Source organism: Paenibacillus sp. FSL H7-0350, from assembly GCF_038593195.1.
GTDB lineage: Bacteria > Bacillota > Bacilli > Paenibacillales > Paenibacillaceae > Paenibacillus_AQ.
In genome coordinates, this window is record NZ_CP151972.1 from 7,085,268 (window position 1) to 7,099,585 (window position 14,318).

The window sequence follows — 14,318 nt, forward strand, 5'->3', positions numbered from 1 at the left end:
TTAAACTATACTGCCCCATCCTATTCGCACCATACATCATCCATTGAACTGGCGGGTGGTAATGAATCTAAGCAAAATCTAATAAATAGAAGGAGATTTCTCAGAGTGATCATTAATGATGCTGTGTTCGGTGAACTTGAATACCATTATGTGTGGAGCAAGGATTTTACAATTGAATTTTTCGGAGAACAAGTCAATGTTGCTGTGATGGTAGATGGTGAAGAAGATGGCGAATTTAGTGGAAAACAGTATGCTTCATATAACACATTGATAGAATATTGGCGAGAGATTCAGCAAAGTATTCTGACCCCAATTTTAAATTATTACAAAGAGAAGCGGTCTGAACTTGGCTATGACGTTTCATATGATGAAAATTATCCTTTAATTGAAACAAATGATAAACTTCTTGAAAATATCGAACTCGTTGGAATTTATGTGCCAGCTGCAAAACGCGTAGAAGCCAGATCTATTGGACTAACTTTTGACTGTACATGGGATGAAGAAAACGGAATTGGTATACGTCTAATTAATGAAGAAGTAGCTGGGGTAGGGTACCAAGATGTAGCAATTTGATTGGACCGACAATATTACAATCTTATAATGGTGGGCGGACGCTCCAAGATAATATTGTTAGGAGGTAGAGACATGGAAGTTAAAGATCAAACTATAATATATCCTTTGCCGGATGATGTTCTGCTGACTGAAAAAGAAAATAAGTGGAGAATTAAATTGCCGGATGAATATAAAGAATTTATTAAAATATGTAATGGTGCTTCTCCTGTAAAAGCTAGCTTTAGGTGTAACAACCATAGTTATACAATTGATAGGTTTTTATGTATCTTGAAGGTAATCGGGGAGAGCGATGATGAATTCTACGATATCGGAGTAGTTAGAACTCAGTTAGAGGAGAGGATTGTGGCAGACGAAAACTTAGTAGGTACTGAGTTATTACCAATAGCTGCTCTATTTGCAGGTGACTTTGTGTTTTTAGATTATAGAAATACTGCTACAACAGAGCCGACTGTTTGCGTTTGGAATCATGAAGAATCATCAGATTTAGACCCTGTAACTTATTTTACAAGTAACACCTTTGAAGAATTTCTAATTATGTTAACGTAATAATGAAAGCACTTACATTAAAGAAGTTGATTATGGTCAGATGCCAGCGTAATTGATCTGATCTTCGTTTGAAAGGGAGCGTGGACGTGAAGGAATGGGAATATACTGAATTGACTGGATGCAAAGTGAATGATTGGTCTATATTACCGATTAATAAGAAGATAATATTTTACCTGGGACTAAGCGAGTTTATTGTTCAATCGTTAAGTGACAACAATTTTTTTGAGGATGCTCGAAATGCTTTAGATATTTGTTGGAAATGGTTAGAAACAAAAATACCTGCTGGAGATGAAATATACGGATTATTAGATGATGGTACAGAGTTCGGAGGATTATTTATAAAAATGCAAATGGATGAATATGAAGAAAATGAAGCGAAATGGGATTGCATTGTAGATGCTGTCTCTTTTGTGAACAAACAAGCATATATTCTTGAAGGTGCAAGGTATTTACCTGCCCCGATTGAAAATGTGGATGAGGACTTAATTATTCACTTCCTAGACCGATTCCATAGTATTAATCCAGAGAATAAGAATATTGTGGCAGACTTCTTTGGATATATACTGAATACGGACATTTACACTAAAGAAGATATGGTAACTTATTTTAATAAGTAGTTAATTCCAATCAAAGGTTAACAGGGAGAAAAAGAAATGCATAGAATACTTACAGAACAAAACGAAATTGATAAACTGGTTGAATCTTATTTCTGGATTATTAATTTTCCGAAATCCTTGGAATACTTTGGTGATAATGAGAGACACGGATATGGCTCAGGTCCGTTAGAAGTACAATTTTCTACCTATCATGAACCAGAGCAGAAGTACTACATTGGAGACAAGAAAGTGTGCTTTATAGGAGAGCCCCCAGCGTGTGACGAAGATGTAATGGCAGTAATGGGGTATGATGAATTTTATAACTATTTAGTTATTTTTAGTGCGAAACATCTTGTTGATCATCCAGAAGATAATGTTAAGATCCACAGTCTATTAGAAATAATAAAAAACAGATTAGAAATATAACTCTAGCAAGAAGATTATAAAATACAACCTTCCATGCCACAATGCGAGCTAGCCGCCCGTGTTGTGGTTTTTTTTATCCTATATGCATTATAATTGGGATAATTCATAATAATGGAAATGTATTCAAAGAATAATTCCATAACAAAATAGAGGTGGTAGCTTTGTTTTATATATTGTTTTTAATAGATACAGGGAAGAGTAAAAAGCCATGGATATTTGGCTAATTACAGATCTGAGGGTGGGTTAAGGGTGGGGATACGCTGTGCCTGAAGGACTATAAACTTAGGGAGACTTAACATGGAACAGGAAGGATTCGTGTCTTTGTGGGTTGGAGATGTTCAATCTTTCGAGGAATTGGATAGATTACTTAATGTCTCTTATTCCGATGAAGGAGATTTTATCCCATCCATATTTGCTAATCACTTTGAGATTCGCAGATATGATGATGCAGTAAGAGAAGCAGACTATTATGAAGAGGCAAATAATAACCTAAATCTATTACTTGAAGGATTCTCTTATGATAATGAAATTGCCCCGAAATTTAATGCACTAGTGGAGGAAGAATTACCTAGAGATATTAATGCAGTTATTTTACTTTTTAACTTTAAGTATACCGGGGAGATTGCTGAAGCTACAATATTAACCAATTACCTGAGATACTTGGGTTCGGTGGACTATTTATAGCAATTCAACTGGATGATAATGAAGACCCGCTGACCGATGCGGTAAAGAAAGTGCCGGGTGGCTTGAGGCATTGGATTTCTTACAATGAGGTGGGAAAATTGAAGTCTAACTTTGAACAAGCCAAGAAAAAAATAATGAACATGAATTGGAAAAATAATGGCATAGATAAACCCTCTTATATAATCTTAGTTACCGAGTTTATAAGAAGGGGGAATATTTTTTTGGATTTTAACTCCAAGGATGATAATAGACGTGCTGTTTTTAATGCAGCAGAAGTAATTAATTTTGATACACCTGCACATATAAAAGAAGAATGTAATGCATTAGTAAACTCCAACGTTGGTTGGGTTACAGAGTATCTTTGCACTTTTTATCTTGAATGGGCATACGTGGTGGACAAAAAAACACCTGTGGCTCTGAAGTTTCACGATCTATATGACCCTATTATTAAGTTGTTTGAGAGAGGTGGAAGGATCAGCTATCACCATAATGAGTTAGTATGTGGCAAACATGGATGGCCGCGCAATTCCGGGGTAATGACTAGGGGAATTCAGCCCCAAGACATTAGGGATGAAGTTCTGGATGCACTCGATGATGAACAGTAGAAACCAACAAACCAATGAGCGGACAGTCCACTGTAAATGGAACAGGAGGGGACTAGAATTGGAGATTCAAGGGAGCTGTGAAGTTTTAACAGAATCTAGACTCCGAGACTTTGAAGGAATAAACGGGCTTCAACTTCCCCAACAATATCGAGAATTTTTATTGAAACACAATGGGGGATATCCTAAACCCTATTACTTTACTATCTCAAGAGAACAAGGGATGGGTATGGTAAATGTTTTTTATGGCATTGGTGAAATGTACGACGATTTAGACAATAAAATTCATAATTTTGATGAGATATTAGAGGCGGGATTTATTCCGATTGCAGATGATTCTGGTGGTAATCAGATATGCTTAGGTCTTACTGAAGCGCATTTTGGACATGTGTATTTCTGGATTCATGATGAAGACCCTGAAGATATGGGCAATATGTTTTTCCTTTCTAAGGATTTTGGGGAATTCTTAGAAAGGCTGCACGAAATTTCAGAAGATTAGAATGTGGAGAGCTTTAGAATGGATTTTTTAAAAGACGGTGAGATCAGGAATTCTTGTCGACCTTAGAAATATATAATTTCATTGTATGACTGATGCATCTCTGGAGGTGAAGCATGCAGCAGCAGGTGGACATCAAGCGGATACTGGAGCTGGAACAGGGACTGAAGCGCTTGAACCGTGTGCTGGAGGAACAGGTCACCGGTACTGATAGAAGCGTTGGCGGTTTGGTCCGTTCGGTGCAAGCTGCTTATCCGGAAAGTTATGTGCAGTCTCCCTCCCGCGAGGCGGTCCGGTTGCTGCAGGAGCTGGTAAGGGAGGCGCAGTCGCTTAATGACCAGATAGAGCGTAAGCAATCGGCGTTACGCTGGGCGGCCGGGCAATATCAAGCTGCCGAGACGAAGGCACAGAGTCTGGTTCATACGACACCGGCCTTCACTTGGAAGCAGGCGGGCAGCATATTCAGCCGGTGGCTGCAAGGCATACGGGACCGGGCAGGGCGTGGCATTCAGGATGTCCTTCGTCATCCGCCGACACTTAGCCGCATGATTCAGGAGCTTCTGCGGAACGTCAGGGACACTTCGGTGAACAGACAATTGCAGCTTTTTGCCGCAGATGCAGTCATCTCCGATCTGTTCCGGCAGCGAGAAACCGGTAGTTCCGCCGAACAGCAGCAGGCGCGGGAACAATTGTCCAGGATTGCGGAGGCGTTGCGGGAAATCGGACGAAGTCAAGCGGCGTACTCTGTATATGAGAAGTATGGCAACAAGGCCTATATGAAGTCCGCGAACGAACATGCAGAACGTCAGCGGGAGCTGCTGCAGAAGCTGGGCGTGGATCCGGGCTTCTATACGAAGACCGACCTGCGGACACAATACAAGGGCTCCCCCTTATCGGCCTGCACCTATAATCCGCTGCTGACGGACGGATCAGCGGTGCCAGCCAGTGATGAACTGCGGTTCGCTATCACCTTAGGACTGGTGAATGAGAAATACCGCGCGTGGGCGAAGAATAATTATAAGGACATCGAGGCAGCGGTGGTTCGAGCGGAACAGATTCGCGAGCTGGAGCGTCAGGTGGCAGAGTATAAGCGGCTCCATGGACCGCCGATGACGTTGCCGGACGGCACGCCAATCACAGCTAAGAACAAAGAGAACGAGACGACCTTTGCCTACTTCAAGGACAAGGTCTATGATCCCAGTAAACATTCTGAAGTCATATACACCGCCTATTACAGTTGGCTGGAAGACACCTACGGCATGACCGAATGGCGCAAAATAGTGGTGCAGGCCGATCAGGTGACCCAAGCTTTCGTAGGCGGTCTGATCGAATCTACCGTAATGGGTGTGGTGGACACCGCCAAGTTCGCGTTTGACTTCGTCATCGACCCGGAGAAGACGACTCAGGAAACGATGGACAAGGTGGCTTATCTCGTCAATCACCCCGAAGTTCTGGTGGATGCAGCCAAAGCCATGTATCATGATTTCAATGAAGGCACCCCGGAGCAAAAAGCCGAAATGCTCGGCAACGCCGCATCCATCCTCGTCCCGGGCGTACCTATCGCCAAGAGCGGCATGGTCGGTAAGCTGGCCGACGCGGTGATGGACCCGCTGACCGATGCGGTCAAGAAAGTGCCGGATGCCTTAAAGCATTGGAAATTTCCAGGGATTAACCCTTACCCAAACCGGTTAATCCCGGCAACGCCGGGCGGCCCTGGCCCGGTCGAAGTGCCGGGGCAGGTGTGGCGGAGTGAGGGGAGGGGGAAAGGTAACAAACCTAAACTCTACGATAAGGCTGGAAATTAAACGGGTGGTAGAACTCAGAAGGAATTGGATGACTTAGCTCGAGATCCAGCAAGTAATGGGAAAATAGAACCTAAAAATATCAGAGAAAGGGAAGTTGGATTAGCAGTAGAAGAAAGAGGTCAATTGGGAAAGCTAGTGCGTGATCCTCAAGGAGAAAATGGAGCAGAGTTTATAGATACTTCATCAGGTTTAAAGTGGGACGTGAAAAGCTTTGAATCATACCCAAGTGGTGACAATGGAATTCCTATAACAAATCCCAAAAAGGGTGCCTTTACTATTAAACAAGGTATGAAAAAGCTACAAAAAGAATTTGATAATGGGAACAACGTAATTATTGACACAAGAAAAATGGAGCCTGAGCATGTTGAACAACTCAAGAAAACAATTGATGAAGAAGGAGTAACCGATAAAATAATATGGTATCCTTAAGGAGTGGGAAAATGGAAGGGAATCTTAATAGGAAGTTTGATTTGCATAAAAAGTGGGTTGAGACAATTGGTAAAGAAGGCGAAATGTTAAAGTTAGATGAAGTGGACTTAAGAAGTATTGATTTATCCGATATATTGCTTGAACAAGCATATTTGATTGAGTGTACTTTTGATGATCTCAGACTGGAAAACATTGATTTTCACACATCATTATTAGCCTCGTCAACATTTAAAAATGCATATTTAGATAAATGTGATTTTTATAAATCAGACCTTAGATATACGGATTTTACCAACTGTGTCATTAAAAACAGTAGATTTAGTAAAGGTGATTGTTGGGAAGCAATATTTAGAAATGCATATTTACTAGATTGTAATTTGATTAATGTATCGTTCTACTTAACGGATTTTAGTTGGGCAAGACTAGAAAATATAGATATAAGTGTAGCGACATTTGAAGAAACATTATTAAGCGGAGTGACTTTAAAAAATATTAAAGGTATAGAAGAAGCTCATATTAAAAGTATTAATATTGGTACGTTGGAGAAGCCGACTTTGTTGAAATCAGATGAAGCAAAGAAATGGATGTTAGAAAAATGTGAAGTAAGTGGCTAAGAGGAATTGGCTACCAGTGCCGAGTGAAATGGGAAACAGGTCATTGTGGTCAGATGTTACCATTATTGACCTGTTTTTTGTTATGTTGATGATGAATTTCCAAGATTTAATGACACAGAGGCAAAAATACTCGAAGCCATTGCTGTTCCAAACTAATGATGGAATTCAGGATAAAGTTACTAAATATTGATTTGAATTTCTATTCTAATAATATGAAATAAGGAGAGAACTTTATCTTATTGGAGGAGAAACAAAGTATTGCAAGAACTCGAAAAAATGCCAGTAGATCTTTGCCCAAAAGCAAGATGGTTTTACAATGAGATAGTAGATATAGTCGATCACTATTTTTCCGGGAATGAAAATGATAATACTACCATTGATAATATTTTAAAAGATTCGAAAGGGAATTCAGGTATAGAGCTGAGGAATTCACACTAGTATCTGGGAGATAGAAGTCCATGGATTATGAATTGTTTTTACTATCTAAAGTAAGTAATAATTCATTAGGTGAAATGCTGGGAAAATTTACGACTGAGTTTGGGAACAAGAAGGCATCTTTGAGTTGTAACGATGAGGAAATAGTTATTGGGTCTGAGCTATTTGCATTGGCACTTGAAGTTGAAGATATTTCGGATATCGCTTTTGTTAGAAATCATTACAACTTAGATGTGAATGTTTGCATCAGAATTCAATTGTTCGGAAGTACGTTTTATCAAGGACTAGAGCTTTTGTTTAAAATTATGGGAAGGCTTATAAGTCATATTGATGGAAATCTATTATTTCTAGAAGATGGTTCAGCTCAGCTGCTTAGAATGGAGAAAGGCCAACTGCTTGTCAATAAAGCTCTAGACCCGTATCAGACGAAATATTTAACCACAAGTTTACTTAGTCTACTTGACCATCCTTACCTTGAAAAAGAAATGTCACACTAAGATGTAAAGGTGATAAGGGGGAGTGGACGTGAAGGAATGGGAATATAACGAATTGACTGAATATGTTGCCGAGGTCTTTACTAATTCAATTGCCGATGGTTTAAATAATTTGCAAGCAGGAGGACGGTGTTTGTATGAGTTTGCTAAGGTCATTGAGGAGGGAGACACCGAGAAAACTATATTTTATGTTAGTGTAGCTGATCTGCAAATCAATAGCGGGATTCTTTCTTCTCAAATCTATGAGGTAGTGGATGAGATCATTAAGTGTTTTGATTTTGATAATTTTGTTGATGAGCTAGGAATTGCCGATGCTAAGGATTTAAGTCTTCGTATCGATTCACTTAAAACAAGGGTGCAAAGTGTCGAGGTAATTGGTTGAAACATGTATAACCAAGGTGGTGGGGCTACCTAGTGCCGAATAAACCCAACATTCTACCAATAACACATATAACCTATGAAAAACCCGTATAAAGATTTTGTCATCTTGGTTTCTGATTCTCGCAACGGCGAGGGAGGAATCAAGATCAATGTCATCGGATATGTCAAAGTATCGAACAAGAAATGAAATTATCGGAATTGAGTTAATGCGGACGGATTCTGAGGTTGGCTGTGAGCTGCTTATTTTCAATAAGAAGCAATTCATCTTTAGTCTATCGATAGCAAGAAAGAAAATGAGCAATTGACATAATCCATCTTAAAATTTAAAACTGATCCACACCCATTCAACCGCAACTGAGTCACTCTCAGTGCGGTTTGTTTATGTTTTCAGACATTTTCCCTTAAAAATCAGGACTTTTTTCGTTTTTCGAGTGTATTAACCTTATTTCGGGGCGTTTGACGCAACTTTTGTCGAGATTTGTTAAGAGTTTGTTTAGAGCTGCCTGATAGAATAAACGCAGATATGAAAAAACAGGCAGTTTTATAACTAGTATTTGTTGTCCACGGGTGGGCAGGTCGAAAGGAGAATGCGGAAGCATAGGGAGTGAATCCAGACTATAGCGAAGCTTGCTGCACGCCGGACAGGAAATGATGAACGAATAAGGGGGAGCACCAATTGTTAATGAGCAGGAGATTGAAGAGATATATCTCGCTAAGCTTGATTCTTAGTATGTTGCTATCGTTAATACCCAGTGCCTTTAGCGGACTGGCAGAGGCTGCGGGTGATGATTTTGAGGTCAAGTTTCCAAACGGACAACATGTCGGCAACTTAAGCTACCCTGCAGACAATACATTTCTCAACTTTTATACCAAGGTGGAGGGCTTCAAGCAGACAGAGGAAGATAAAGACGCCAAGTACGACTGGACTAAGGGCGATATCTTTGCCGGTGTTGATGATAATGAAGCAACGGTTCAATTCCAGGTGAAGGTAGCCGACAATCCGCTTCTGAAGAATATGGCAGAGAGCGGACATGCGGAGATGCTTACAGGGTTCGCCGTGCTGCGGCGTCACTCCGGGTTCCTATGGACCCGTCATTCGTCCATTACAGTAAACATCGACGGAAAAGATATTATCAATGAACGAACCGGCAGCAGCCAGCGGTATAACAAGTCGGCCAAGGCCATCATCAAACCGAATTCTGTTATCACTATTAGGGTCTGGGGTGAAGGCGATGATGATGGTGAAGCGGCGGGTGTACGCGGATTCTACCTCAAGTTCCAGGATCTCAAGCGTCCGGTGATTGATAACTATACCTTTACCGGCAACGGTGCAGAACGGCTTAACGAGAATATTAACCAGAAAGAGCTGTATGTCAAAAGAGACGAGAACATCACGCTCAGCTACAACTTCAGCGAGCCGGTCAGACCGACTTCGGTGGTAAAGGCGAATTCTGATTATTTCCTGCGGCACAAGCTGTTCATTAATGATCCGGGCACCGGACTTCCGGCAGCCGGACAACAGCAGTATCTGCAGAATATATCCTTTAACGAGAACAATCTGGATTCCTACCAGAAAAAAATTGCCTACAGATATACGGGAGTTCCTTTCCACAACAGCGGCAATAATCCGCTGAAACCTTTGATTACCGGGGGGACTACCGGCGGAGCGCAGATGGATCTGTCGCTGGATAATAAATTGAAAGAATCCGTGCTCAGTGATGCGGCAGGCAATAAAGCGGTTGTCAATCTCAATACTGTACCGAGCAGCGGCAGCAATGCCTGGCTGGACCGGAAAAGCGGGAACCCCTTTGACTTTGACCGGGGCGGCTTCCGCGTCATTGTCGATGCCGTGCGTCCGAAGTATTCCAAGACCGCCAATGGCATTCAGCCGGAGATTCTGACCGGAGTTACGCTGAATAAGGGAGATGTGATTGACTTCACCCTGCAGATGACGGAAGAGGCCATTGCCAAGACCGGCTGGGACGAGAAGAAAACCTTCATCCTCTTCAATAACGGAATGAAAGCCTATTATGTTGCAGGCCGGAATACACCGAATTGGAGCTTCCGCATGACTGTGCCTGATGGCAAAACTGTGGAAACCCCGCTTCTCAAGGCTGTAGCTATATCTAATGATGCCAAGGGCGGCAGTGAGCCCATCCAGATGGATACCGATGTTATCCAGGATTATGCAGGGAACCTGATGATTCAGCCTGCGAACTTCGATGGAATCCATAAAGAGAAAATTGACCCTTACGGCAGTGACGAATCGCTCGCTAATTCCAAAATTGACTGGGCGAACCTGTTCATCGACAATACGGAGCCGGTGATCGGTTACCGGTTCGAGACAGGCGGTGCGACGGATACAACCTATGCCAAAAAAGGTAAGGTTACGATTGACGCCAACGATCCTTCCATTAAAGTACCGCATTTGGATCCTACCGTCCCTGACCGCGGTACGGAACGGCCGAGCCGAGGAATCTACCGCCCTTCGAATCTGAGTGCGGAAGCTTCTCCTTCCGTGGGCCTGGTGTACTACTGGTGGAGCCAGGATAAGGCTGATCCGTTCGCCGGTGTAGCCGGAGATCATTATGCAGCGCTCAAGCGTTACGCACTCTCCGCCAAGCAGCCGTCAGATGAGCTATATCCAGGAGAATTCGAGAATATAGAGCTGTCGGTAGTGAATAACAAGACGAACCTGCTTGCTCCTCCGGCAGAAGCCTTCGAGGAAGGGAACAGCGGTGAGTGGTATCTGCATACCTGGACTGCTGATATGTCCTGGGATTCTGCCAGAGAATTGATGCAGTATGAGAAGAAAAAAGTCTATGTGGATACTCATAAGGCACAGTATGATGCTTGGATTGCAGAGGCACCGGGTTCAGAGGCGGATAAGATTTTCTATGCCGATAATCAGGCGCTGGCGGCTGTTGGACAATACGGCGATCTGAGCGTCTGGAAAGTGGACGATTTCAAGAATGACGACTCTAATTGGAAGCATGAAGTAGGCGTTCTGAAGCTGGACAACCAGGGGCCTGCCATTACCATGGCTGCAGAGGATATCGCCACTGTACAAGCTCTTGTGAAGGACCCGCATAGCGGTGTCAAAAGTGTGCAGTATCAATGGGTGAAGGACGGGGATTCTCCGGCGATCGGCAAGTGGGCGGATACGACCTACACCGGCTCAACTGTAACCCGGTCTACTTATGATGATATTGATGAGGACGGATCATATTGGCTCTATCTGAAGGCGCTTGATTACGCAGGCAACGAGACGGTCAAAACTCCGCAGGAAAAAGCGGTAGTCGTGAGTTCAGAGGCGGCTATTCCGACACAGTTCACACCGGAAGCCAACCCTAACTATGTGAAGAGTCATGATGTTACGTTCCAGATCAGCGGTGTGCATCCCGATTATGTGGGCTATGCCATCAGCGACAGCTCCATTCGTCCAGATAATGATAGTAAATTTACCGGACTGGAGGTCTCCGAGTCATCCGGCATGTCCCCGTTGTCTGAGAAAAGCTTGATTGAAAACGGATCGGAACCGGAAGCGTCTGGTGCTCCTACAGAGCCAAGTCCTCCGGCCACACCGGAAGTTACAGCAAGCATCGGACCGGTGGCCCTTATGAGGTTCCTGTCCTCAGGGCCGGCAGCGCCTTCGCTGACGCCGCTTGAACCGGAAGAGACTCCGGCACCGGATAACAGTACCGAGCCGGCGGCGACACCTGCTGCTTCGGCAGAAGTAACGGAACCGGCAGCGACACCAGAAGTCAGCACTGATGCCAAGCTTGCAGCCATGGGTCTTGGCGCTTCTGTAAGTGAAGCCACTTACAGCTATGTCATTCCAGTTAGCGATAAATTGAACGGAACGCAGTACATTCATCTTATGGTGAAGCACAGCGACAAAACGTACTACTACTCGAAGGCTTATTATTTTGACAATGAAGCACCGGTAGTGTACTTCAGCCCTGATTCAATTGCTTACCCCCTGCCGCTGCAGAAGACGCGGATCAGCGTGTCGGAGTTCTACAGCAAAACAGGACTGGTCAGCAAGTATCAATGGGTCAGACAAGATGCAGGTGCAAAAGTACCTACAGAGTCATCCAAAGAATGGAAAGATGTTCCGGCAGGCGGCTCAGTATCCATCGACGACAAATCGCTGGATGCGGGAGAAATCTCTGAGTTTCGCTTATATGTACTCGCGGTTGACGGAGCAGGCAACAGCACGATCAAGGCAAGTGCAGGAACCTTCAAAGTCTCGGCAACGACCAAGCCGGATGCGCCGGTGTCGGATGCCAAGTCTTCTCTGATCTATCTGTCCGGTGATACAGCGGACGGCTACACAGCCATTATGAAGCTGAGTCTCGAAACGGAGGACAAGACCGGTTATGAATATTCGGTGTCACCGGATAACGGTGTAAGCTGGCTGAACTGGAAGCCGTACACTAACTTTGTAGCAGTTAAAGTTCCGACGAGTAAGACTGAGGAGCTTCAGGTATGGGTGAAGTACAGAACGCCGGGCGGTCTGATCAGCACAGCGGCCAAGCTTGAAATCGAGCTCCCTCTTACTACAGTAGAGCCGGTCTATGCGCTAGCTTCACTCAGCGTGAACAGCCCGGTCAATGCCAAAGTTGGTGCGGATATTGAAATCACGGTCCCGCCGGGTATCCGGGTAATGCCATCGAAGATTAACCCTTCGGTGCCTGTGCGGACCGGTAATTCATTCAAAATCTATCAGAATGGCTACTATAGCTTCGATCTGACCGATCTTAGTGATCCGGACCGGACAGATACCCTATATCTGGTTGTGAAGAATATTGACGGTACTCCTCCTGAAGGAGCCGTTGAATATTCATACATGGAGAGCACGAACGGCAATGTGGTTGCCTTTCTCCAGAGCACCTCTGAGCCGGTCACGGTGGTGAACAATAGTGGAAAGACAGCCTACACCTTCACGGAGAACGGAAAGTTCGAATTCGAAATTAAGGATGCTGCCGGAAATATCAATACGGTTGAAGCTACGGTTGCGAACATTAACAAGGAAGTACCTAGGGTAAAAGTAGTCCGTTCCTACCAATATGGCGAGAATGGAAGCCAAACCTTCGGCACTCTGAAGGATAACAGCGGCAATGTGCTGTTCTCCACTGGGGTTACGGTTACGGTAGAGAAGGCAGATGCTTCGGCTAAAGCGTTCAACATTATCAGTCCCGATAAGAGCATTACACTCATGGAGAATGGAACGGCATCATTTACCGTGGTGGATGTGTACGGCAATACGACAGTTATCAAAGAGAAGGTAACGAATATTCTCTCTGCACCGCCAGTACCGGATAAAGTGGCTTATACCTTTGTAGATGCCGAAGGCAAAGCGGTTCCGGCAGATCAGATTGTTACCATCGGCGGACAGAAATATGCCAAAGGCAAAGTAAAGGTTACGCTTAGCGGCACAGTTGCTGCCCCTAACCACATGTTCTCGGGCGTAAGACCTATTCAGGGCGGAGCCGCGTATACGAACCAGATCAGTAAAGCGGATGGAACGTACAGCTACTCGCGTGCTTTTGAGAGCAGCGGTTCAGCGGTCATTGCCATCTCGGATCTGCTGGGCAATGTGAACAAGGTTCCGGTGACCATTGCAGGACTTGATAACACTGCGCCTGAGCTGACTCTGAACAAGGAAACGGTAGGGATTGTCCAGGACAAGAAAGACTTTAGCTTCCGTACGGATCTCGGCGGGTTCACCGTTTCTGATAATGTATCGGCTGAAGCTAACGTGAAAGTATCGGTCAGCGGGCTGGATCTGAGCAAGCTTGGACGCCAGCGCGTAGCTTACACAGCAGTTGACCAGGTAGGCAATAAGTCGGTGGTCTATCAGGATGTGGTGGTCGTGAAGGACGGCGGATTGCTGGTCTTCGGTAACGATACCTTAATCTCGGCTTCATCCGGCGAATCTGCATTGTTCAATACCAACACCATTACCTTCAAGGTATCCGGCTTCAACCTGATGAAGGTAGGCGGAGTAGACAAGGTCAATCAGGCAGGAACATTCGATATTCTGTATTACCCTGGTCTGTACCGCGAAGGACAGCTGAAGCTGGTGAAGCAGAAGCTGACCTATGCTGAGCTGGTGAGCAGTAATTTCAAGGTCACCTTCCCGAAAACAGGCTGGTACACCATTGTGGTGAGAACCCAGGAGCGGGACCGCGAATTTGCTACCTTCTTTGTCGGCAATCTGAAATAGTTGAA

The 14,318-nt window shown here is 44.1% G+C and carries 14 protein-coding genes; all 14 read left to right on the forward strand.

The window, feature by feature from the left end; genetic code table 11:
• Positions 1-105: 105 nt before the first annotated feature.
• The 14 genes from NYE24_RS31750 (at position 106) to NYE24_RS31815 (ending at position 14,313) form a co-directional block, all read left to right on the forward strand.
• Entirely contained in the window at positions 106-573 is a 468-nt protein-coding gene (locus NYE24_RS31750) for a DUF2004 domain-containing protein (protein ID WP_342477539.1), read from the forward strand.
• Positions 574-645: 72 nt separating this feature from the next.
• Entirely contained in the window at positions 646-1,119 is a 474-nt protein-coding gene (locus NYE24_RS31755) for an SMI1/KNR4 family protein (protein WP_342477540.1), read from the forward strand.
• Between the two features lie 86 nt (positions 1,120-1,205).
• Positions 1,206-1,736 (forward strand): Imm6 family immunity protein, encoded by a 531-nt coding sequence (locus NYE24_RS31760; protein WP_342477541.1) that lies wholly within the window; start codon positions 1,206-1,208, stop codon positions 1,734-1,736.
• Between the two features lie 36 nt (positions 1,737-1,772).
• Positions 1,773-2,141 (forward strand): ribonuclease toxin immunity protein CdiI, encoded by a 369-nt coding sequence (gene cdiI, locus NYE24_RS31765; protein ID WP_076157799.1) that lies wholly within the window; start codon positions 1,773-1,775, stop codon positions 2,139-2,141.
• Between the two features lie 297 nt (positions 2,142-2,438).
• The gene (locus tag NYE24_RS31770) at positions 2,439-2,825 is read left to right on the forward strand and encodes an immunity 22 family protein (RefSeq protein ID WP_036702347.1); all 387 of its coding nucleotides are present in this window, start codon (positions 2,439-2,441) and stop codon (positions 2,823-2,825) included.
• 89 nt (positions 2,826-2,914) lie between these two features.
• A complete protein-coding gene (locus NYE24_RS31775) occupies positions 2,915-3,430 on the forward strand; it encodes a hypothetical protein (protein WP_342477542.1) in 516 nt (171 codons plus the stop codon).
• Between the two features lie 58 nt (positions 3,431-3,488).
• Positions 3,489-3,926, forward strand: coding sequence for an SMI1/KNR4 family protein (locus NYE24_RS31780; RefSeq protein ID WP_342477543.1), 438 nt, complete (start codon positions 3,489-3,491; stop codon positions 3,924-3,926).
• 113 nt (positions 3,927-4,039) lie between these two features.
• Entirely contained in the window at positions 4,040-5,728 is a 1,689-nt protein-coding gene (locus NYE24_RS31785; protein WP_342477544.1) for a hypothetical protein, read from the forward strand.
• A gap of 24 nt (positions 5,729-5,752) precedes the next feature.
• The gene (locus NYE24_RS31790) at positions 5,753-6,157 is read left to right on the forward strand and encodes a hypothetical protein (RefSeq protein WP_342477545.1); all 405 of its coding nucleotides are present in this window, start codon (positions 5,753-5,755) and stop codon (positions 6,155-6,157) included.
• Between the two features lie 11 nt (positions 6,158-6,168).
• Positions 6,169-6,771, forward strand: coding sequence for a pentapeptide repeat-containing protein (locus NYE24_RS31795; RefSeq protein WP_036702340.1), 603 nt, complete (start codon positions 6,169-6,171; stop codon positions 6,769-6,771).
• A gap of 258 nt (positions 6,772-7,029) precedes the next feature.
• Positions 7,030-7,209 carry a hypothetical protein gene (locus NYE24_RS31800; RefSeq protein ID WP_342477546.1) on the forward strand — a complete coding sequence of 60 codons (180 nt, stop codon included), beginning with the start codon at positions 7,030-7,032 and terminating at the stop codon, positions 7,207-7,209.
• 20 nt (positions 7,210-7,229) lie between these two features.
• Positions 7,230-7,703, forward strand: a complete 474-nt coding sequence (locus tag NYE24_RS31805) for a hypothetical protein (protein WP_342477547.1) — start codon at positions 7,230-7,232, stop codon at positions 7,701-7,703.
• A 28-nt stretch (positions 7,704-7,731) separates the two neighbouring features.
• A complete protein-coding gene (locus NYE24_RS31810; protein ID WP_342477548.1) occupies positions 7,732-8,082 on the forward strand; it encodes an Imm3 family immunity protein in 351 nt (116 codons plus the stop codon).
• A gap of 729 nt (positions 8,083-8,811) precedes the next feature.
• The gene (locus NYE24_RS31815; protein WP_342477549.1) at positions 8,812-14,313 is read left to right on the forward strand and encodes a hypothetical protein; all 5,502 of its coding nucleotides are present in this window, start codon (positions 8,812-8,814) and stop codon (positions 14,311-14,313) included.
• Positions 14,314-14,318 lie beyond the last annotated feature (5 nt).